Origin of the sequence: Streptomyces sp. NPDC093094 (assembly GCF_044754345.1) — a bacterium.
In the GTDB taxonomy this organism is placed as follows: Bacteria; Actinomycetota; Actinomycetes; order Streptomycetales; family Streptomycetaceae; genus Streptomyces.
Genome location: NZ_JBIVOX010000001.1, coordinates 190490 through 213411, shown reverse-complemented (window position 1 = coordinate 213411; position 22922 = coordinate 190490). Strand labels below are relative to the sequence as shown.

Genomic DNA, 22922 nt, shown 5'->3' with positions numbered 1-22922 from the left:
AACCGTGCCCGAGGACGTCGGCGACGTGCCCGAGGACCAGGTCGAGCAGGGCGGCGCGGCGTTCGGGCTCCGCCATCCGCAGATAGCCGGCGAGGCGGGGGTCGGCCGCCGTGCGGGTGCGGGGCGCGCTCGCGGCGCGGCGGGCGGTGCCGACGAGGCCGCGCAGCAGTTCGGCGGTGCCCGCGGGTGAGCGGCGCAGCTCGGGGATGTCCAGCTTGAGCGGCACCTGCACCGGGTCGGCCGTGGTGACGGCGGCGTCCAGCAGGGCCAGTCCCTCGGTCTCGGTGAGGGCGGGCAGTCCGGTGCGGGCAGGGCTCTGCCGGTCCGGGTCGGCGAGGACGCCCGCCATGCCGGTGTCCTGGGCCCACTGTCCCCACGCGAGGGACTTGGCGGGCAGGCCGAGGGCGTGCCGGTGCCGGGCGAGGGCGTCGAGGAAGGCGTTGGCGGCCGCGTAGTTGGCCTGGCCGGGGGCGCCGAGCACGCCCGCCGCGGAGGAGAACAGCACGAACGCGGTCAGGTCGCGGTCGCGGGTGAGGTCGTGCAGGTGCCAGGCGGCGTCGGCCTTGGGCCGCAGCACGGCGTCGAGGCGTTCGGGGGTGAGGGAGGCCAGCATGCCGTCGTCCAGGACTCCGGCGGAGTGCACCACGGCACCGACCGGGCGTCCGGCCAGCAGGTCCTCGGCGGCGGCGCGGTCGGCGAGGTCGCAGGCGACGATCTCGGCCTCGGCTCCGAGCGCGGCCAGCTCGTCCACGAGTTCTTGTGCGCCGGGCGCCTCGGGGCCGCTGCGGCTGACCAGCAGCAGCCGTCGTACGCCGTGGGTCTCGGCGAGGTGGCGGGCCACCAGCCGGCCGAGCGCTCCGGTACCGCCGGTGATCAGGACGGTGCCGCCGGTGTCCCAGGCGGGCGCGCCGGCCGCGCCGTCGAGCGGGGCGCGGGCCAGGCGCGGGACGCGGACGGTGCCCGCACGCACGGCGACGGACGGCTCGCCCAGCGCCAGCAGGCCGGGCAGCAGTGCGGGGACGTCCTGCGGCGCGTCGGTGTCGACGAGGAGGAACCTGCCGGGCTCCTCGGTCTGCGCGGTGCGCACCAGTCCGTGCACGGCGGCGGCGCCGAGGTCGGTGACGTCCTCGCCGGGCAGTCCGGCCGCGCGCTCGGTGACCACCACGAGACGGGCGCCGGGGAAGCGGGACTCGGCCAGCCAGGTGTGCACGGCGTCCAGGGCGTGCCGGGTCGCGGCACGGGCGGCGTCGGCGTCCGTACCGCCGGTCAGCCGCAGCAGGACGGCGTCCGGCGCGGGGGCGGCCTTGTCCTGGCCGTCGAGGCCGTCGAGGTCGGCGACGTGCACACCGGCGGGCGCGGACGGCAGGGCGGCGGGGACCCATTCGATGCCGAACAGTGCGCTGCCCGCGATGCCGGAGCCGGTGCGGCCGGCCGCGGCGAGCTGCTCCCCGGCGACGGGCCGCAGCATCAGCGCGCCGATCGTGGCGACGGGCTGTCCCGTCACGTCGTACAGGTCCAGGGCGACGGTCCGGCCGGAGTCGGTGCGCTCCCCGGCGGGGCGGACGCGGACCCGGACGGCGGCGGCGCCGGTGGCGTGCAGCTCCACGTCGGAGAAGGCGTAGGGCAGGGTGACGGTGCCGTCCTCGGAGCCGGTGTCCGTGTCCAGCAGGCCGATGGCGTGCAGGGCCGCGTCGGACACGGCCGGGTGCAGTGCGTAGTCCTCGGCGGTGGCCTGCGCGTTGTCGGGCAGGGCGACCTCGGCGTACACCTCGCCGTCCCGGCGCCAGCCGGCCCTCAGGCCCCGGAACAGCGGCCCGTACTGCGAGCCGTGCTCGGCCAGTTCGTCGTACATGCCGTCGAGGTCGACGGCCTCGGCACCGGCGGGCGGCCAGTCGCCGAGCGGTGCCACGGGGTGTCCGGCGCCCGCGGCGGCGAGCCGCCCGGTGGCGTGGTGGGTCCACGGCAGCTGCCCGGACTCGTCCTCGGGGCGCGAGTGGACGTCGACGCCGCGCAGGCCGTCGCCGTCGGCGGCGCCGACGGTCAGCTGGACGCGGACCGCGCCCCGGGGCGGCAGCACCAGGGGGGCGTGCAGGGACAGTTCGCGCAGGAGGGGGGTGCCGGTCTGCTCGCCGGCGTGCATCGCCAGGTCGACGAAGGCGGTCCCGGGCAGCAGGACCGTACCGCCGACGGCATGGTCGGAGAGCCAGGGGTGGGTGGCGGTGGACAGCCGGCCGGTGAGCACCACGCCGTCGGTGCCGGCGAGCACCGTGGTGGCGCCGAGCAGCGGGTGGGAGGCGGGGTCGACGCCGAGCGAGGCGGCGTCGCCCTCGGTGCGGGCCTGGAGCCAGTACCGGGTGCCGTGGAAGGCGTAGGTGGGCAGGTCCGCCGTGCCGGCGCCGCGGGCGGCGAAGTACGCCGTCCAGTCGGGTTCGACGCCGCGCACGTGCAGCTGTGCGAGGGCTGTGGTGAAGGACGTGTCCTCGGGGCGGCCGGAGCGCAGCAGGGGCACCACGGCGGGGTTGTCGCGGGCGTCGGTGAGGCAGCTCTGGGCCATGCCGGCGAGGACGTTGTCGGGGCCGAGTTCGACGAAACGGTTGGCGCCCTCGGCGCGCAGGGAGTCGACCGCGTCACGGAAGCGGACCGTCTGGAGCAGATGGCGCACCCAGTAGTCGGGGGTGCGCAGGTCCTCGTCCTCGGCCAGGCGGCCGGTGACGGTGGACACGACGGCGATCCGGGCGGGCCGGAAGTCCATCCGCTCGGCGACGGCCCGGAACTCCTCCACCATGGGCCGCATCAGCGGCGAGTGGGCGGCGTGGCTGACCCGCAGCACCTTGGTGCGCCGGCCCTGGTCGGCGCAGATGCGCTGCACGGCGGCGACCTGTTCGGCGTCGCCGGAGACCACCACGGAGTCGGGGCTGTTGACCGCCGCGATGCCGACGCCGTCGGTCAGCAGCGGCCGTACGGTCTCCTCGGTGGCGTTGACGGCGACCATGGCGCCGCCGTCGGGCAGCGCCTGCATCAGCCGGCCCCGTGCGGCGACGAGTTCGGCGGCGTCGGCGAGGGAGAGGATGCCGCTGACGTGGGCGACGGCGAGTTCGCCGGTGGAGTGTCCGGCCAGCAGGTCGGGGCGGACGCCGAGCGACTCCATCAGCCGGAACAGCGCCACCTCCACGGCGAAGAGGGCCACCTGGGCGTGACCGACCCGGTCGAGTGCCTCGGCGTCGTCGTCGATGAGGGGGCGCAGCGGCCGGTCGAGGTGCTTGTCCAGTTCGGCGCACACCTCGTCGAGGGCGGCGGCGAACACGGGGTGGGCGGCGGACAGTTCGCGGCCCATGCCGACGCGCTGGGCACCGCCGCCGGGGAAGAGGAAGGCGGTCGAGGCGGTCTCGCCGCGAACGACGCCCTGTTCGACGCCGGCGGGCCTGCCCTCGGCGAGGCCGGTCAGCGCGGCGCGCAGCTCGTCGGGGCCGGCCCCGGTGAGCGCGGCCCGGTACTCCAGGTGGGAGCGGGTGGTGGCCAGGGCGCGGCCGATGCCGAGCGGGTCGGCCCCGGGGTGCACGGCGAGGTGCTCCAGCAGCCGGGCGGCCTGCCGGCGCAGGCTGTCCTCGTCGCGTCCGGAGAGCACCCAGGGGATCCGGCCGACGGGCACGGGGGCGGCCCCGGCACCGGGGCCGGGGGCCTCGGTGGCAGCGGTGTCCGCGGGGGCGGGGGCCTCGGTGGCGGCGGTGTCCGCGGGGGCGGCCTCCGGGGCGGGGGCCTCTTCGAGGATGAGGTGGGCGTTGGTGCCGCTGAGGCCGAAGGAGGAGACGCCCGCGCGGCGCGGGGCGCCGTCGTGGGTGGTCCAGTCGACGCTCTCGGTCAGCAGGGAGATCGCGCCCTGCGACCAGTCGACGTGCCGGCTGGGGCTGTCCACGTGGAGGGTCTTCGGCAGCACGCCGTGCCGCATCGACAGCACCATTTTGATGATGCCGGCGACCCCGGCCGCGCCCTGGGTGTGTCCGAGGTTGGACTTCACCGAGCCCAGCCACTGCGGCCGGTCGGCGGGACGCTCCCTGCCGTACGTGGCGAGCAGCGCGTCGGCCTCGATGGGGTCGCCGAGTTCGGTGGAGGAGCCGTGCGCCTCGACGACGTCGATCTGGTCGGGGGTGAGGCGGGCGGCGGCCAGGGCCCGCCGGATGACGCGCTGCTGGGCGGGGCCGCTGGGGGCGGCGATGCCGTTGGTGGCACCGTCCTGGTTGACGGCGGAGCCGCGGACGACGGCCAGCACCCGGTGGCCGTTGCGGCGGGCGTCGGAGAGCTTCTCCAGCAGCAGCATGCCGGCGCCCTCGGACCAGGAGGTGCCGTCGGCGGACTCGGCGAAGGGGCGGCAGCGCCCGTCGCGGGAGAGGTTGCCGTCGAGGCTGAACTCGACGAAGGTGCGGGGGCTGGACATCACGGTGGCACCGCCGGCCAGTGCCAGGGTGCATTCACCGGCCCGCAGCGCCTGCGCCGCGAGATGCACGGTGACCAGCGAGGAGGAGCAGGCGGTGTCCACCGTCACCGAGGGGCCTTCGAGGCCGAGGGTGTAGGAGAGCCGGCCGGACATCGGGGCGGAGGAGCCGTAGCTGCCGGGGTAGTTGTGGTACATCACGCCGGTGAACACCCCGACGGGGGTGCCCTTGGCGGAGCGGGGCGGGATGCCCGCGCGTTCGAAGGCTTCCCAGGACGTCTCCAGGAGCAGCCGCTGCTGGGGGTCCATCAGGAGCGCGTCGCGGGGGGCGATGCCGAAGAAGTCGGCGTCGAAGTCGGCGGCGTCGTGGAGGAATCCGCCCTCGCGGACATAGGTGGAGCCGGGGCGCTCGCCGGTCGGGTCGTAGAGCCGTTCGAGGTCCCAGCCGCGGTCGGTGGGGAACGGGCTGATCACGTCCCTGCCCTCGGCGAGGACCTGCCACAGGTCCTCGGGCGTCCGCACGCCGCCGGGGAAACGGCAGGACATGGCGATGACGGCTATCGGTTCGCTGTTCGCCTCGCTGAGCCGCTTGTTCTGCTCACGGAGCCGATCGGCCTCTTTCAACGACGCGCGCAATGCGTCGACCAGTCGCGATTCAGACATGCTCAGGTAACCCCTACGTCGTCGACCGTAGCGGGCCGGCTCACGGCGCCCGCCGATATTCCGGGACGGAACAGAAACTCCCGTCGCCCGGGCCCGATTGCGTGAATTCCGGCGAACCCCGGGGCGGCTCCAATGGCGACACTTTACGAGCGGTGCCGCCCGGCCCGTACCCCTAGCCGGGCCCGTGCCACCCCTCAGTCCGGGGGCACCCGGCGCTTCCGGCGGCAACGGCCGATCCGCCGGTCGGCGGCCTGCGAAGGGTCGGTGCCGGGACTTTAGGGGTTACCGGGGAGCCGGTCGCGGTGACACGCTCCTATCCCCCGAAAACGACGCCGTAACTGCACTTCTGTTGTTCGCGCCGGCTTTTCGCCGGAGGCGTCCGCAGACCGTATCCGGTGATTCGGCTAGGGGTTGACGACGTGCTGCGCCCACTGAGAGTTTCATTCACCGGCCGCGGCCGTGGGGAATCAGCGGAATCATTCGATTCAGGCCCTTCGTGGTCCTGGGCGGCCCATCGGCTGCACACACGAGAAGGAAACCGATGCACAGAACAATGCGGAGGTTGCTGATCGCCGTCGCCCATGGTGACGACGAGACCCTCGGCGCCGGCGGCACGATCGCGAAGCTGGCGGACGACGGCGTGCGGATCAGCCTGTGCGTCCTCACCGACGACGACGGCTCCCGCTCCGAGAACGGTCTGGGTGCCACACCGCGCTCCTCCGCGATCGAGGCGGCGGCGAAGATCCTCGGGATCGAGCGGGTCCGCATCCACAGCTACGGTGACAACCGGCTGGACACCGTGGGACAGCTGGAGCTCAACCGGGTCTTCGAGCGTGAGGTACGGGAGTTCGAGCCGGACACGGTCTTCACCACGAGCGTGAGCGATCTGAGTCTGGATCACCAGATCGTCAGCCGGGCGGCCCGGGTGGCCGGGCGGCCCGGACGGGGCAGCGTCCGCGAGGTGCGCTGTTTCGAGGTGCGTTCGGCGACCGACTGCGGTGAGGCGTCGGGCATGCCGGCGTTCCGGCCCAACTGCTGGCAGCCGCTGGACGCCTCGCATCTGGAGCGCAAGCTGGAGGCGCTGCGGGCCTACGGCAGCGAGGTGGAGAGCTGGCCCAGCTCCCGCAGTGAGCGAGGGGTCCGCGCGCTCGCCGAGTACCGCGGTTCGCAGGTGTGCAGGGAGTACGCCGAGGCGTTCGAACTGCTGCGGTCCGTGCTCTAGGGGCCGGCGGGGCGGCCGCGCCGGGCCGCCCCTCCCCCGGCCTTTCTCCCGATCTTTTCCCTGACCCCTTTTCCTGACCCCTTCCCCGATCCTTTCCCGATCCTTTCCGGCCGGAACAGCCGAGGCCACATCACACGAGGTCGAGTGGACTATGCCGCATTCCCTTACCACCGAGAAGGCCCTGCCCGTCCCGAGCGGGCTCGGCTCCGTCGCGATCGTCGGCATGGGTTACGTGGGACTGCCGACGGCGCTGGGGCTGCACGCGGCCGGCGTACGGGTCGTGGGGATCGACCGCGACGCCGGCCGGCTGCGGGCCATCGAGGCCCGGACCGTCGATCTGATCGAGTCCGATCACCGGCAGCTCGCGCGGTCGCTGGAGCAGGACGGTTTCGAACTGACCACCGAGGCGGCCCGGATGGGCGAGGCGGACGTGGTCATCGTGTGCGTGCCGACGCCCGTCGACCGTCATCTGCTGCCCGATCTCGGGGTGCTCCAGGGCGCCTGCGACGAGGTCGTGCGGTACGCGCGGGCGGGCCAGACGCTCGTCCTGACGTCGACCAGCTTCGTCGGGACCACCACGCGGATGCTGGTCGAGCCGCTGATGGACCGGGGTTTCACCGTCGGCACCGATCTGTTCGTGGCGTCCAGCCCGGAGCGGATCGACCCCGGCAACGTGACCCACACCCAGCGCGACACCCCCCGGGTGGTGGGCGGGGTGACCGGGGAGTGCGCCGAGAGAGCGGCCCGGGTGATCGGTCTGCTGTCCAGGGTGACCCATCAGGTGGGGTCCCCGGAGGTCGCCGAGATGACCAAGCTGTACGAGAACACCTTCCGGGCCGTCAACATCGCGCTGGCCAACGAGTTCGCGGACATCTGCGCGGGTTTCTCGCTGGACCCGATGGAGGTCATCGAGGCGGCGGCCACCAAGCCGTACGGCTTCATGCCCTTCCATCCCGGGCCGGGCGTGGGCGGCCACTGCATCCCGTGCGACCCGCACTATCTGCTGTGGCAGCTGCGGGCGACCCGTACGGCCGCGCCGCTGGTCAGCCAGGCGATGACGGCGATCGCCGAGCGGCCGCTGGCGATGGTGGACCGGATGCTCGGTGTGCTGTCCGACGCGGGCAAGGGCTTCGCCGGGTCCAGCGTGCTGGTGGTCGGGGTCTCGTACAAGCCCGGGGTGCTCGACGTACGGTCGTCGTCGGCGCTGGAGATCATGGACGGTCTCACCCGGCGCGGTGCGAAGGTCGAGTACTACGACCCGCTGGTGACCCGGCTGACCCTGCCGGGCGGGGTCAGCATGGACAGCATCGTGGAGCCTGCCGAGCACGACTGGGACCTGGTGCTGATCCACACGGTGCAGCCGGGCCACGACTACTCCTGGATCGCGGACTGCCCGCTGGTGCTGGACGCGACCTACCGCTTCGTCCCCGCGGGTGCCGGTTCCTCGGCGTGAACCGCCCCCGACTGCGAAAGGATCGTTCGTGCGCTGCCTGATCACCGGGGGCGCGGGCTTCATCGGCTCGCACCTCACCGAACACCTCCTCGGCCTCGGGCACGAGGTGGTCCTCCTCGACGACGTCAGCACCGGCAGCACCGGCAATCTGGCCAAGCTCCTGGGCGACCCGCGGGTGCGGTTCGTGCGCGGCTCGGTGTGCGACACCGAGGCGCTGGAGAGCTGTATGGCCGGGGTGGACCGCATCTACCATCTGGCCGCCGCGGTGGGCGTGTTCACCATCATGGGCAGGACCCTGGAGAGCCTGCGCACCAACCTCGGCGGCACGGAGAACGTCCTGGAGGCCGCCCGCCGCCACGACGTGCCCGTGCTGGTCGCCTCGACCAGCGAGGTGTACGGCAAGAACACCACCGAGGGCCTGACCGAGGAGGCCGACCGGATCGTCGGCTCCCCGCTGAAGAACCGCTGGTCGTACGCCGAGGCGAAGGCCCTGGACGAGACGATGGCGTATCTGTACGGCGTCGAGTACGGCGTACGGACCGTGATCGTGCGGCTGTTCAACACGGTGGGACCGCGCCAGAGCGGCCGTTACGGGATGGTCATCCCCCGCTTCGTCGCGCAGGCGCTGGCCGGGGAGCCGCTGACACTGTTCGGGGACGGCCGGCAGATCCGCTGCTTCTGCCATGTCCTGGACGTGGTGCCCGCGCTGGTCGCGCTGCTGGAGGACGAGAGCGCGCACGGCACGGTCTACAACCTCGGCAGCTCGGAGCAGATCAGCATGGAGGACCTGGCCGCCAAGGTCGTCGCGGCCACCGGCTCCTCCAGCAGCGTGGTGAGGATTCCCTACGAGCAGGCGTACGGACCCGGCTTCGAGGACATGCAGCGCCGGGTGCCGAACTGCGACAAAGCCCTCGCCCAGGTGGGGTTCAAGCCCACACGCACCCTCGACGACATCGTCGAGGCGGTCGTCGCCGAGCAGCGCGAGGGCCACCCGGCTCAGGAGTAGGGGTGTGTGTGGGGTAGAAATGACCAGCCCTCGCCCGGCAGGCTGGCGGCTGTCGCTCCCGCACCCACGGAAGGGATGATCAATAACCCGGGACCAACCCCCCGCACGGACCCGGAAATCATTACCGATTCATTCTTCGCTCGCCTGATGTCACCTTATGGTCTGATACATTCAACTGGGAACAACTCTGCTCACAGGTGAGTCTATTTACGGGGGGATAGACTGTCTATGGCGACTGCCGGCAACGAGTTCCAGATGTCTCCGGACGCCGCCCGCGGTTTTCTGCGCGATCAACTCGACTGGAGCAGGCGGGGAAACGGCCGCCTGGTCATGGTCAGTGGCGGAATCGCAAGCGGAAAGAGCCATCTCCAGAACGACCTGTTCGATCATGCCGAGGAACTGGGCTGCCTCACCCTGAGCGCCACCGGAGCCCCCGATGAGCAGGGCATCGGAGCCTCGGCCATTGATCAGTTAGTGGCCAACTCGCCACATCCTTTAGGCATTCGCACAGGCGACGACCGAGCCGATCCGCAATACTTACGGGACGTCTGCGACACCCTCCTCGGCCTGGCCCGGGAAAAGTCCCTCGTGATCGGCATCGACGATCTTCACTTCGTCGACGAGACATCGCTCAGACTGCTTCTCCAGCTTCACCGCCGAATTCGCTCCACGAATCTGCTCATAGTGCTCAATCAACCGGACTGGCGACAAAGCCCCTTCACCCGGCTCAGCGCCAACTTCGCCCGCCAGCTCCGCTACTACTCGGTGCATCTGACACCGCTCTCCGAGTGCGGTGTGGAGTCCCTGCTCAAGGAGGCCCTCGACGGCGACGCCGACGACGGGGCCGCCGCCCGCATCCACGAACTCGGCGCCGGCAACCCGATGCTGGTGCGCGCGCTGATCGAGGACCACCGCACGGCCGAGCACACCGGCCAGGCCACCGTCGGCGCCGCCTACGTGCGCGCCGTGCGCGCCCTGCTGGACCGGCCCGACACCGAACCTCTGGAAGTCGCGGCCGCGCTGGCCGTGCTCGACGGTCCCGGTGTGCCCGAACACCTGGCGGACCTCACCGATGTCCACCCCCAGGGCGTCGTCCGGCTGCTCGACGCCCTGGAGCGCTGCGGGCTGCTCTCCGACGGCGACTTCCGCCACCCCCTGGCCAGGACGGCGGTGCTCGACTCCCTCGCCCCGGCCCGGCGTACCCGGCTGCACGAGGCGGCGGCCCGGATGAAGCACCGGGCCGGCTCCCCCGCCACCGAGGTGGCCCGCCATCTCGTGGCCGCCGACACACGCCCCGCGCCCTGGGCGGTGCCGGTGCTGCGGCAGGCCGCCGACCAGGCGCTGAGCGCCAACGACGGCGCCTTCGCCCGGCAGGTCCTCGGCCTCGCCCTCACGGCGGCCGCCGACCCGGACGAGGAACGGGTGATACACCAGTCCCTCGTCTGGAGCACCTGGCGGGTCAACCCCGCCCGCGCCGCCGCGCACATCCCGGCGCTGCGCGCGGCCGCCGACACCGGCACCCTCGACCACGACGGCTGCTTCGCCCTGATGCGGCACGCCCTCTGGCACGGTGACCGCGCCCTGTTCGACCAGGCCCACCGCATCGTCACCGGCTCCGCGGAACCCGTCGACCCGCGCACCGAGGCCGAACTGGGCCTCGCCCACACCTGGTACTTCGGCCCCACGACCGGACGGCGGGACGAGGACGAGCCCGCGGTCCGGCCGCGCTCCACCCCCTGGGCGGAGATCACCGACGCCCTCAAGCACGCCTGGGGCGGCGCCGGCAGCGAGGCCACCCTGGCCAGCGCGGAACGCATCCTGCAGAACTGCGGTCTGAGCAACACCTCGCTGGAGGCCCTCGCCACGGCCGTCACCGCGCTGACGGTGGGCGGCCGCGGCGGCGCCGCCGAGCAGTGGTGCGTCCGTCTGGACCGGGAGGCCCGCCGTCAGGGCGCCGTGACCTGGCAGGCCGTGCTGGAGGCACTGCGCGCCTGCATCCTGCTCCAGCGCGACGAGATCACCGAGGCGGCCGAACGTGCCCGCGCGGCACTGGAGCTGCTCGGCGAACAGGGCTGGGGCATCTCGATCGGCGACCCGCTCGCCATTCTGGTCTACGCGGATATATCCGCGGGCAACTTCAACGAGGCCGCCCGCACCCTGCGCATCCCGGTGCCGGACGCGATGTTCGACACCATGGTCGGACTGCGGTACCTGCGCGCCCGCGGCCACTTCCACCTGGCGACCCGCCGCCCGCTCGCCGCGGTGAGCGACTTCCAGCGCTGCGAACAGCTGCTGCGCGACTGGGACGACAGCGTCCTGGCCCCCATCCCGTGGCGCAGCGACCTGGCCGAGGCCCATCTCCAGCTCGGCAACACCGAGACCGCGCGCGAGCTGGCCAAGCAGCAGATCAAGCTCTCGATGGAGTCCGACCCCTACGCGTGCGGCCTCGCGCTGCGCGTCCTCGCCTACACCAGCTCGCCCAGCGACGACCACCGGCTGCTGGGCCGGGCGGCGAAGGTCTTCGAGGACGCCGGGAACCGGCTGGAGGTGAGCCGGACCCTGCGCAGCATCGCCCGGCTCCAGGAGCAGCGGCAGGGGCCGGCCGCGGGAGCCGTCCGTGACCCGCGGGCCCGGCTGCCGCGGCAGGCCGCTCTCCCCGCCCGGCCCGTCGCCGCCCCGCTGAAGCGGATCGACATCACCTACCGGCCGGACGACGAGGCCCACAAGAGCGGACAGGACGAGCCGCGCCCGGCCCACCCCGCGGTGCTGAGCGAGGCCGAGCTGCGCGTCGCCCAGCTCGCCGTGCGCGGCTACACCAACCGGGAGATCAGCAGCCGGCTGTTCGTCACCGTCAGCACGGTCGAGCAGCATCTGACACGGGCCTACCGCAAGCTCGGCATCCGGGGCCGCCAGGCCCTCGCCGACGAGCTCCGGCTGCGCCATCCCGGCTGACCCGGGCGGGCCGCGCCGCCCTGCACGTCGGCCCCGCTCCGCCGCAAGGCGGAGCGGGGCCGACGGACGACCGGGCGGTGCAGGTCACCCGGCCGCGTACGGGGAGGCCGCGGCCAGGCCGCGGACGGCGGGCAGTTCGTCGTAGAGCTTCTGGCCGGGGCAGAGCGTGGCGTAGCCGTCGCGGTGCCCGGAGACCGTGTCCAGGGTGGCGCGTTCACCGGCCTTGTAGACGCCGGTGTCCCCGGCCGCGGTGAGCGTCACCCGCGCCTGCGGGTCCACGCCGTCCAGGCCCAGCTTCCAGGCGGCGACGTCGGCGACGGCCTGCAGGGCGGCGGGCGTCGGGGTGCCGCCGTTCTCGTAGTCGCCGAGCAGGGAGATGCTGGAGGAGACGCCGTTGAAGCCGTAGGTGTGGGCGCCGCGGACCCGCTTGTCGACACCGCCGGCGCGGCCCTCGAAGACCGTGCCGCACTTGTCGACGAAGAAGTTGTAGCCGACGTCGTTCCAGCCGTTCGTCCGTACGTGGTAGACGAAGATCGCGCGGATGATCGCGGCCGAGTCGGCGCAGGTGTAGTCGTTGGTGCCCGCCGTGTGGTGGACGAAGAACGCCTCCACCTTGTTGAGGTACTCCGCGGGGTCCTTGACGAGCGACTCGTCGGCACCCCAGCCGGCCCGGCTGACGATCGCGGGCGCGGCGGGCTCCGCCGGGGCGGTGGGCGCGGCGGTCCCGGTCGGCTCGGCCGAGGCGGTCGGCTCCGTGGTCCCGGTCGGCTCCGCGGTCGCCGTCGGCTCCGTGGTCCCGGTCGGCTCGGACGAGGCCGTCGGCTCCGACGTACCGGTCGGCTCCGTGGTGCCCGTCGGCTCCGTGGTGCCCGTCGGCTCGGCCGAGGCGGTCGGCTCCGCGGTCGCCGTCGGCTCCGTGGTCCCGGTCGGCTCCGTGGTGCCCGTCGGCTCCGACGTACCGGTCGGCTCCGTGGTGCCCGTCGGCTCGGCCGAGGCGGTCGGCTCCGTGGTCCCGGTCGGCTCGGCGGTCGCCGTCGACTCCAAGGTACCGGTCGGCTCCGTGGTGCCCGTCGGCTCCGTGATGCCCGTCGGCTCGGCCGAGGCGGTCGGCTCCGTGGACACCGAAGGCTCCGTCGTGCCGGACGGCGTCTCCGTCGGGGCGGCCGTCGCCGTGGACGCCTTCCTGGCGGAACCGGTGACGCCGGCCCTGCCCCTGCCCTTGGGCGTCGTACCCGGGTCGACGAGGTCCAGCCGCAGCCCCTCGGGCACGGCGGTCTGCTCGCCGTCGGCGACGACACGCGCCTCGACCGCGTCGGAGGGGCCGGTCCACAGCGGCTCCGAGGCACCGCGGGTGTCGGCCGGGGCCGCCTCGTCGGTCTCCGGCGGCAGCACGTCGAAGTCGAGGTCGCGCCACGCGGACCACAGGCCGGTCTCGGAACTGCGGGTGCGTATCTGCGCGGTGCCGTCGAACCGCCGGGTGTGGTCGGCCCAGGAGACGCCGAGCAGGGAGAACGACTCGGTCCGGGTGCGCGGCACGGTCCGCCGGGCCGTGCCGGTCCCGCCGAACGCCATGCTCCGGGCGCTCGCCGACCGGGCCGTGTCGGCGCCGGAACCGGAGCCGGGCCCCGCCGCCGTCGCGACCGTCGCCAGTCCGGCCCCGCCGAGCGCGGCGGCCGCGACGGCCAGCCAGGTGGTGCGCGAGCGGACGAGACCGCGGCGTGCGCGGGATGGTGCGGGGCTCATGGCCCTCCCTGTCTTGGTTCGGTGTCGCTTGCTGTGGTGCGCGGGAGGGATCACCCCGCGGCGGCCCCGGCCGGAGCCCCGGCACCGGCGGCGCCCGGCAGCGTGCCCGTGCAGGTGGCACGCCCGTAGCCGCCGCTGGCGGTGGCGCTCTGCAGATGCCGGCCCCGGACGGCGACGGTACAGCGGGCCTGCCCGCCCTGCTCGCCGAGCACGATGCTGACGACGGGACTGCGGCCGAGCGGCACCGGCACGGTCCTGCGCCAGGGCAGGGCGGCCGCCTTCACGACGGTGGCCCGGCCCGACTCGCTGCGCGCCTGGTAGGTGATGTCGGCGGTGCCGGTGCCGGTCACCTCGTAGGTGACGGACGCGGTGGGCACCTGACGCTTCGGATCCTTCCGCTCTCCGTCGCCCGGCGAGAGCACTCCGAACAGCACGAGACCGCCGCACGCGGCGAGCGCCACGGCGGCCGTGACCAGCCCCGCGCGATCGGGACGGACGGACCGCGCACCGGATTCCCCGGATCCCGCCGGATTCCCGGCCTTCGGGGTGTCGGCACCCATTGAATTTCCCCCCTCGGCACCTGAATTGCCGGTGAGTCCGGCTCCGTGCGAGCCAGGACAGGCGATTTTATACCTCATGCCTCGGCCGTTCTCCAGCGAGCGGATATATCGGACACAAAGCACCTCCCATTTGGCCGTTTTGCAGGGGCTGCCCCATCAAGTGGGTGGATTGTCGCCGCACTTGACTTGGCATCAGCTGAATCATTAGACCTCCGGCCGCCACGGCGTCTGCCCTGGCCGGAGCCCTCGCAGGCCCGGACCGGGGTTAATTCCGTGGATTTCCAGGACCATTGAGGGAAAGGTTTGGCGTGAGTCCCAGATTGGGCAGGGCACTGGCGTGCCTTGTGGCAGCGGCGGTGACGAGTTCACTGTTGCCACAGGCCGCTTATGCCGCGTCCGGTTCCGACGGCGACGGCGACGGATTCGTCGACACCGTCAAGGACTGGTTCGCGGACGACGGCGAGGACCGGCAGGCGGAGCCGGTCTCGCACGACGAGGCGGGGGTCGCCGAGCGGCAGAAGCTCCCGCCGGGCAAGGCGGCGCCGAAGCCGCGGCGGGTCGGGGAACTGACCGCGCGGCGTACGGCGAACGCCCGCTACTGGCAGCTGTCGGACGGGCGGGTGCAGGCCGAGGTCTCCGCCGTGCCGACCGGCTACCGCTCGGGCACGTCGTGGCACGACATCGATGTCCGGGTGGAGAGGTCCGGCAAGCCGGGCTTCGAGTACGCCAACACCGGCAACGCGCTGCGCAGCTGGTTCGGCAAGGACTCCGGCCGCATGGTGCGGGTGCAGTCCGCCGAGGGCCACACGGTGACGCTCGGCCTGGAGGGCGCGAAGGGCGCGCTGGCCCCTGTCGCGAAGGGCGACACGGTCACCTACCGTGACGCGGTGGCCGGTGCGGATCTGTCGTACGAGGTCGGCGCGGGCCGGGTGAAGGAGAACATCACCCTGGCCGAACGCCCCTCGGGGCCGGTGAGGTTCACGTTCACCCTGGACGCCGACGGTCTCACCCCGAAGGCGGACGAGGACGGCTCGATCGCCTTCTACGGCGAGGGCACCAGTCCGGTGCTGGTGATCCCGGCGCCGTTCATGGCGGACACGAAGAAGGACGCCGGGTCCCCCTACGGCACCGCGTACAGCACCGCCGTCGAGCAGCGTCTGGCGCGCGACGGCGACGGCTGGAAGCTGACCGTCGTACCGGACGCGAAGTGGCTGGCGGCCCCCGAGCGGCAGTACCCGGTCACCGTCGACCCGACGATCCAGATCGCCCCCACGCCGGCGACGGCGCAGGACGTGATGATCTCCTCGGACGGTCCGGCGTCGAACTACGACGCCAACTGGCGTCTGTCGGTGGGCAACACCTCCACCGGGTCCTCGCGCGCGCTGCTGAAGTTCCCCCTCACCGGGGTGCCCGCGGGCACGAAGCTGGACGCGGCCGAGCTGAAGCTGTACTACGACCAGACCCACACGGCGGCCGACACCGAGGTGCCGCTGGAGGCCCACCGGGCGACACAGGCGTGGTCCGAGTCCACCGCGACCTGGAACAGCGCCAACGGGATCACCGGCGAGCTGTCCGGCACCTCGGTCCTGGTCGACGACGGCGACGCCGGCACCACCGCGGCGAGCGGCTCCTGGCCCGCCTCCGGGAACACGGCGTACACGCAGTACGCGGTGAACCAGGACTACCTGTACAACAAGGACTCGGTGGCGGGCAACACCTACACCTGGCAGCCGAACCTCCCGGAGGACGGCGACTACCAGGTCCAGGTGCACTACGTGCCTGCCGCGGACCGGGCCACGAACGCGCCCTACACGCTGACCTACAACGGCGGCACCCAGGTCTACACGGTCGACCAGAAGGCCGGTACCGGCGGCGTGTGGAAGACGCTGGGCACCCGCCCGTTCAAGGCCGGCACCGCGGGCAGGATCGTCCTCGGTGACGGTCCCGCCTCGACGACGACGGCGGTGCTCGCGGACGCGGTCCGCTTCACCAGGGGCGGCGTGGTCACCAAGCAGCCTCACGAGGCCGATGTCTGGCACTCCTTCCCCGTGACGAAGACGGTCCAGTCCTGGATCGACGGCACGAACACCAACCACGGCTTCGTCGTCAAGGCGGCGGACGAGTCGGCGAACGCGCCCAAGGGCGGCCCCCGTTACGAGGGCAGCGAGTTCGGCTACGGCGGCGAGACGGCGAACTACCCGCGGCTGGTGCTGACCTACGGCCGGCCGGGTGTGGAGCTCGACGCCCCGACGACGATCCACGACACCGGCGCGGAACTGAACTGGTCTGCCTACACCGACCCGTCGGCCTCGGCCGGTGACGACATCGTCGAGTACCAGGTCCACCGCTCGGTCTACCAGACCTTCACGCCGTCCGCGGCGACCCTGGTCGCCCCGGTGTCCAGGTCGGCGACGACGTACACGGACACCTCGGCCACACCGACGGCGGCCGACAGCGCCGACCCGTTCGGCCGGGCGTACTACTACATGGTCGCGGTCAAGACCGCCGACGGGCAGGTGACCGGCGCTCCGACGCAGCTGGTGCGTCTGCCGAAGGCGGGCCGCACCACGAAGATCGTCGAGGCCGCCCAGGACACCACCCTGTCCCAGGCGGAGTCCACGACCCCGCACGACACGATCGTCGACGGCGTCGCGCAGAAGTGGCTGACGGTGGGCAACAACTCCCCCACCTACGGCACCACCCGCGCGGCCCTGAAGTTCCCGTCCCTGGCCGGCGTCCCCGCCGGCGCGCGGGTACTGGACGCGACCATGCGTCTGTGGGGCACCCAGACCACCACCGAGAACACCGGCGCGGTCTACGAACTGCGTCCGCTGACACGGGACTTCGACGAGGCGTCCGCGACCTGGACGAAGGCGGACGCGGCCACCGCCTGGACCACGCCCGGCGGTGACGCCGGCACGACGGTCGCCGACACCGCCCCGGCGATGAGCAACGACCCGGCACGGCACGACTGGAGCGTCACCTCCCTCGTCCAGGGCTGGGTGAACACCCCCGCCTCCCAGCAGGGTGTGCTGCTCAGGACGGCCGACGAGTCGGTCAAGCAGGAACGGACGGTGTTCCTGTCCTCCGAGGCGAGCGAGAAGCGGCTGCGTCCGCGTCTGGTCGTCACCTACATCGACTCCACCACCGAGTCGACGTACTACGCGCCCAAGACCCCCGCGCGGATGACCCCGAACTCCGCGTACACCGTCGAGTTCACCCTCACCAACACCACCGCCACCGCGTGGGCGGCCGGTGAGCGCGAGCTGTCCTACACCTGGAAGCTCCCCGACGGCACGGACGTCACCAACGGCGGCAACCAGGTCGCGACGGCGGTACCGGCTCTCGCGCCGGGTCAGTCGACCGTGCTCCAGGCACAGGTGAAGACGCCGGTCAACAGCGACAACGGCAACAAGCGCACCGACTACGTCCTCGGCTGGGACGTCCGCAAGGTCTCCGACGGCAGCTGGCTGTCGGCGGGCACGGGCGGCATCCCGGGGCTGAAGCAGAACGTGGCCGTGGAGGACCCGACCTCCAACTCCCTGGGCCTGGAGAAGTTCTACTCCTACACCGGCAAGAACACCGGTGCGGGCTCGACGGTGATGAACAACCTCGCCGCCGGGAACACCGTGTGGTCGTACAACGCGTTCACCAACCCCGGACGCGGTCTGACCACCTTCGCCCGCTTCTCCTACAACTCCCTCGACACCTCCGACACCGTCCTCGGCGGCGGCTGGTCCGCCCAGCTCGCCGGACCGGTCCGGCTCGGCGCCCCGCTGGACTTCCACCCCAACCCCAGCGCCAACGCCCGCGAGGTCCGGCTGCCCGACGGTGACGGCACCACGCATGTGTTCGCCAAGCAGGAGGACGGCACCTGGAAGGCCCCCGCGGGCGTCCACTACCGGCTCACCATGAAGCCGGGCCTGGACTGCACCCCGGACAAGGACCCCGTCCCGGACGCCTGGACCCTGCTGCGCCCGGACGGCACCCGCTTCCTGTTCGGCTGCGACGGCTACCTCACCTCGGTGGTCGACAAGAACGGCAACACGCAGACGTACACCTACGAGGAACGCAGGTCGAACAACAAGCCGACCAAGTTCCTCTCCTACATCACCGACCCGGCCGGCCGGCAGTCGCTGACCGTCGACTACTGGACCAAGGCCGAGGCGTCCAGCCCGAAGATCACCGATCACGTCGAGTCGATCACGGACATCTCGGGCCGCAAGCTCACCTTCGGGTACTCCGACCAGGGGCTGCTCACCCGGCTGACCGACGGCGCGGGCTCGTCCCAGCCGAAGGTGTTCGGCTTCGCCTACGACGCCACGCAGGGCAACAAGAACGTCAAGCTGGTCACCGTCACCGACCCGCGCGGTCACGACACCCGGCTCGACTACTACGCCCCCAGCGCCGGTGACGACCCCAAGTACCACTGGTGGACCAAGAAGATCACCGACCGTCTCGGCGGCGACACCGCCTTCGCGTACGCGGCGGACGCGTCGAACACCAAGTTCGTCGACACCACCGTCACCGACGCCGAGAACAACGCGACGAAGTACGTCGCCGACGACTACGGCCGCTCCGTGCAGACGGTCAACGCCAAGTCGCAGACCACGAAGATGAGCTGGGACGCCGACAACAACGTCACGTATCTGGAGGAGGACAACGGCGCCAGGACCGCGTTCTGCTACGACCAGAGGACGGGCTTCCCGCTCTGGCAGCGCGACGCGGAGAACAACAGGTCCGGTGTGCCGGACCAGCTGACCGCCTGCGTCGCCGACACCTCCGAGTGGCCCGCGAACGCGGCGAGGTACGAGTACCAGACCCGCGCCGACGGCTACGCCGCCGACCTGTTCCGCAAGACCTCCCCCGAGGGCCGCGCCTGGCAGTTCGGCTACGACACCTTCGGCAACCTCAGGACGGTCACCGACCCCAAGGGCGTCGCGACCGCCACGGCGGGCGACTACACCACGACGTACGAGTACGGCGCCCACGGCCAGCTGAGCAAGGCGACCGACGCGAACGGCAACCCGACGACGTACGCCGAGTTCGACGCGAACGGCTACCCGAAGCGGATCACGGACGCCAAGTCGTTCTCCACGCTGTTCGACTACGACGTGCGCGGCCAGGTCCTGCACGTCACCGACGCCGGCTCCAGGACCACCACGCAGGAGTACGACACCTTCGGGCGTCCGACGACCGGCACGGCGCCGAAGGACCAGGCGGCCGGTGACTTCATCACCACACCGGCCCCCGTGTACGACGCGAACGACAACGTCACCACGTCGACCTCGCCGAACGGCGCGGTCTCCACGGCCGTCTACGACGACGCGGACCAGGTTCTCTCGGCGACCGCGCCCAAGGACACCGCCACGTCCGGCGAGCGCCGTACGGCCTACACGTACGACCGGGTCGGCAACCTGAGAACGACGACCGAGCCCAAGGGATCGCTGACGGCGTCGGACACCACCGACTACGTCACCACGAACCACTACGACGCGATCTACCAGCTCACCTCGGTGGTCAACGCCCAGCAGGAGAAGGTCTCCTACGCGTACGACGACGTCGGCAACCTGGTCACCGTCGTCGACCCGAAGAAGAACGCGACCGCCGACCCGTCCGACTACACCACCAGGACGGCCTACGACCTGAACCACCGGGTCACCACCGTCACGGACGCGAACGGCAAGTCGACCGAGCGGGTCTACGACAAGGACTCGCTGGTCACGTCGACCACGGACGCGGAGAACAACACCACCACCGTCACCTACGACGAGCGCGGCATGCAGTCCGAGGTCGAGGTCCCCCACGAGGGCACCACGACCCGCTCGACGAAGTACGGGTACGACCAGGTCGGCAACGTCACCGAGGTGATCACGCCGCGCGGTACGGCGACCGCGGACGCGGACGACTTCACCGTGCGCACCGCCTACGACGAGCTGAACCGCGTGGTGCGCAAGTACCAGCCGTACGACCCGGACGACACCCGGTTCAACAAGCCGGACGTCTACACGGAGACCGTGTACGACAAGGTGGGCCGGGTGGCGAGGACGTCGATGCCGCCGTCGGACGGCGAGACCGTCCGCAACGACACGACGTACGAGTACTTCGACAACGGCTGGGTGCGGTCGTCCACCGACCCGTGGGACATCTCCACCACCTACGAGTACAACGAGCTGGGTCTGCAGACGGCCCGCACGCTGACCTCGGCGGGCGGCTCGTCCAACCGGACGATGTCCTGGTCCTACTACCCCGACGGCAAGCTGAAGTCGAAGTCGGACGACGGTGTCCCGGTCGGCAGGTCGGTCGTCCTGGCCGACAACTCCGACACCCAGAACACGTCCGCCACCGGCACCTGGGCCACCGGGAACGCCACCGGCCAGCAGGGCTACGACCACCGCACCCACGCGGCGGGCACCGGCACCGACGCGTTCACCTGGACGCTGAACATCCCCAAGGACGGCACGTACACCGCGTACGTGAAGTACCCGCAGGTCACCGGCGCCACCACCACCGCCAGGTACACCCTCACCCACGGCACCACCACCGAGCCGGCCGTCACGAAGAACCAGACGACGGCCGCGGGCACCTGGGTCAGCCTCGGCACCTACACGCTCAAGCAGAGCGAGAGCACCGGGCTGAAGCTGGACCAGAGCAGCGGCGGTGTCGCCGTCGCCGACGCGGTCAAGCTGGTGCGCGACAACGCGGGTGAGACCGACGACGAGAAGCGGACCTTCTCGTACACCTACGACGTCAACGGCAACATGACGTCGATCGACGACACGTCACCCGGCGCGAAGATCGACGCCTACTCGGTCGCCTACACCGGGCTCAACCAGATCCAGAAGGTCACGGAGCAGCTCGCGGGCACCGAGAAGAAGGCCACGTCGTACACCTACGACGCCAACGGCCTGGTCGCCACGGTCGCCCACCCCGACCAGTTCTCCAGGTACATCTACGACCTGCGCGACCTCGTCGCCACCGTCGAGGTCGGCAGGTCCGCCACCGACACGTCGCCGAAGAGGTCGACGTACACCTACACCGACCGCGGTCTGAAGCTGAAGGAGACCAAGGCCAACGGCAACACCGTCGACTACACCTACTACCTCGACGCCGCTGTGAAGGCGACGACCGAGAAGAAGGCCAACGGCACCCTCGTCTCCTCGCACACCTACGCCTACGACGCCAACGGCAACAAGGCGCAGGACGTGGCGAAGAAGATGAACGCCGACGACACCGCGGCCTATCTGGAGTCGACGACCGAGTACGCCTACGACCCGGCCGACCGGATCGAGGAGTCGGTCAAGACCGGCAACGGCGCCGGGACGGAGACCTACGTCCACGACGACAACGCCAACGTCGTCCGGCAGACGGTCGAGGGCAAGGAGACCGTCTACGAGTACGACCGCAACCGGCTGCTGACCGCGACCACCTCGGGCGTGGCGGCGAAGTACACCTACGACCCGTTCGGCCGCATGGAATCGGTCACGGCCGCCGGCCAGGTCGTCGAGCGCAACACCTACGACGGCTTCGACCACGTCGTGAAGGCCGAGCGGATGGACGACGGCGGCGCGCTGAAGGCGACGACGTACACGTTCGACCCGCTGGACCGCACCGCCACGAAGACCGCCGACGGAAAGACCACCGACTTCTCCTACCTGGGTCTGTCGACCGAGGTCCTGGACGAGAAGGTGGCCGGCACGCTCACCAAGTCCTACCAGTACAGCCCGTGGGGCGAGCGGCTGTCGCAGATCAAGCACAACAGCGACGGCACGACCGAGGACGGCTACTACGGCTACAACAGCCACACCGACGTCGAGACGCTCACCGACGAGGACGGCGACACCAAGGCCACCTACGGCTACACCGCCTACGGCAAGGACGACGAGTCCGAGTTCACCGGCATCGACAAGCCCGACGCGGCCGACCCCGCCAAGGAGGCGTACAACCCCTACCGCTACAACGCCAAGCGCTGGGACGCCCGGTCCGGCACCTACGACATGGGCTTCCGCGACTACAGCCCGGGCCTGAACCGCTTCACCACCCGGGACATGTACAACGGCGCCCTCGCGGACATGGGCCTCGGGGTCGACCCGTACACCGGCAACCGCTACGCCTTCACCGGCGGCAACCCGACCAGCCGGGTCGAGTACGACGGCCACATGATCTGCGCCGAGATGGGTGTCTGCGGCAGCGAGGCGTTCCTCGACAACTACTACGCGGACCGCGCGGACGACAACATCACCAAGCCGGGCGAGGGCGAGTTCTACGAGAACGACACCCCGCTCGACGCGCCGGCCCAGCAGAACGAGGACGACCGTCCCTTCGACGACTCCAACTGGTTCACGCAGTGGCTGAACCAGGACTACAACCTCGGCCTGTGGGGGTACATGACGGCCGGCGCCAAGGTCATGCGCAACGCCATGCACTACGACGTCGCCTCCGACCTGCTGGAGCACTGGCTGGGCGCGTCCGGTGACGCCTACGAGATCAGCCCCAAGCAGATGATGGACGACCTGCCCGGCTTCCAGCGGCTGGTCGACGGCCACATCGCCGACGCCCGCAAGTCGGGCAGCGGGGAGTCCGCCACGGAGTGGAGCGTGGGCACGAGCGTCGCCGACTTCATGGAGCAGGGGGACAAGGGCCCCGCGGTCCAGAAGTGGTGGTACGCGCTCAACGGGTTCCAGTACCGCGTGAAGACCGCCAACGACAACAAGACGATCACCGTCGAGGTCTTCAAGCGCTACAACTGGGGCAACCCGGCGGGCGGTGCCCCGCGCGGCAACGTCGGCAAGTGGGAAGAGATCAACCAGAACGATCTGGCAAGGTTGCACACCGACGGCTATGCCCAGGACTACAACGTCTGGGGTTCCTACACCTACGAGATCGGGGGGTGA

8 protein-coding genes are annotated in these 22922 nt (G+C 71.4%); 5 read left to right on the top strand and 3 right to left on the bottom strand.

Going from position 1 to position 22922, the window contains the following annotated elements:
• On the bottom strand, positions 1–5092 hold a 5092-nt coding region (locus tag ACIQGV_RS00795), incomplete at its 3' end, for a type I polyketide synthase (RefSeq protein ID WP_402488509.1).
• 541 nt (positions 5093–5633) lie between these two features.
• On the opposite strand from ACIQGV_RS00795, the gene ACIQGV_RS00790 reads away from it, so the two are divergent.
• From ACIQGV_RS00790 to ACIQGV_RS00775, 4 genes are all read left to right on the top strand, one after another.
• A complete protein-coding gene (locus ACIQGV_RS00790) occupies positions 5634–6314 on the top strand; it encodes a PIG-L deacetylase family protein (protein WP_402488507.1) in 681 nt (226 codons plus the stop codon).
• A gap of 151 nt (positions 6315–6465) precedes the next feature.
• The gene (locus tag ACIQGV_RS00785; protein ID WP_402488505.1) at positions 6466–7767 is read left to right on the top strand and encodes a nucleotide sugar dehydrogenase; all 1302 of its coding nucleotides are present in this window, start codon (positions 6466–6468) and stop codon (positions 7765–7767) included.
• Positions 7768–7795: 28 nt separating this feature from the next.
• Positions 7796–8773 (top strand): NAD-dependent epimerase/dehydratase family protein, encoded by a 978-nt coding sequence (locus ACIQGV_RS00780; RefSeq protein ID WP_402488502.1) that lies wholly within the window; start codon positions 7796–7798, stop codon positions 8771–8773.
• Positions 8774–9001: 228 nt separating this feature from the next.
• Positions 9002–11725, top strand: a complete 2724-nt coding sequence (locus tag ACIQGV_RS00775) for a LuxR C-terminal-related transcriptional regulator (RefSeq protein ID WP_402488499.1) — start codon at positions 9002–9004, stop codon at positions 11723–11725.
• 84 nt (positions 11726–11809) lie between these two features.
• Here the strand turns inward: ACIQGV_RS00775 and ACIQGV_RS00770 are convergent, their stop codons facing one another.
• Both ACIQGV_RS00770 and ACIQGV_RS00765 read right to left on the bottom strand, forming a co-directional pair.
• The gene (locus ACIQGV_RS00770) at positions 11810–13468 is read right to left on the bottom strand and encodes a peptidoglycan recognition protein (protein ID WP_402488497.1); all 1659 of its coding nucleotides are present in this window, start codon (positions 13466–13468) and stop codon (positions 11810–11812) included.
• A gap of 50 nt (positions 13469–13518) precedes the next feature.
• Positions 13519–14028 carry a hypothetical protein gene (locus ACIQGV_RS00765; protein ID WP_402488495.1) on the bottom strand — a complete coding sequence of 170 codons (510 nt, stop codon included), beginning with the start codon at positions 14026–14028 and terminating at the stop codon, positions 13519–13521.
• A gap of 371 nt (positions 14029–14399) precedes the next feature.
• Between ACIQGV_RS00765 and ACIQGV_RS00760 the strand changes: the two genes are divergently transcribed.
• Complete coding sequence (locus tag ACIQGV_RS00760) at positions 14400–22922, top strand: DNRLRE domain-containing protein (RefSeq protein ID WP_402488492.1); 8523 nt, start codon at positions 14400–14402, stop codon at positions 22920–22922.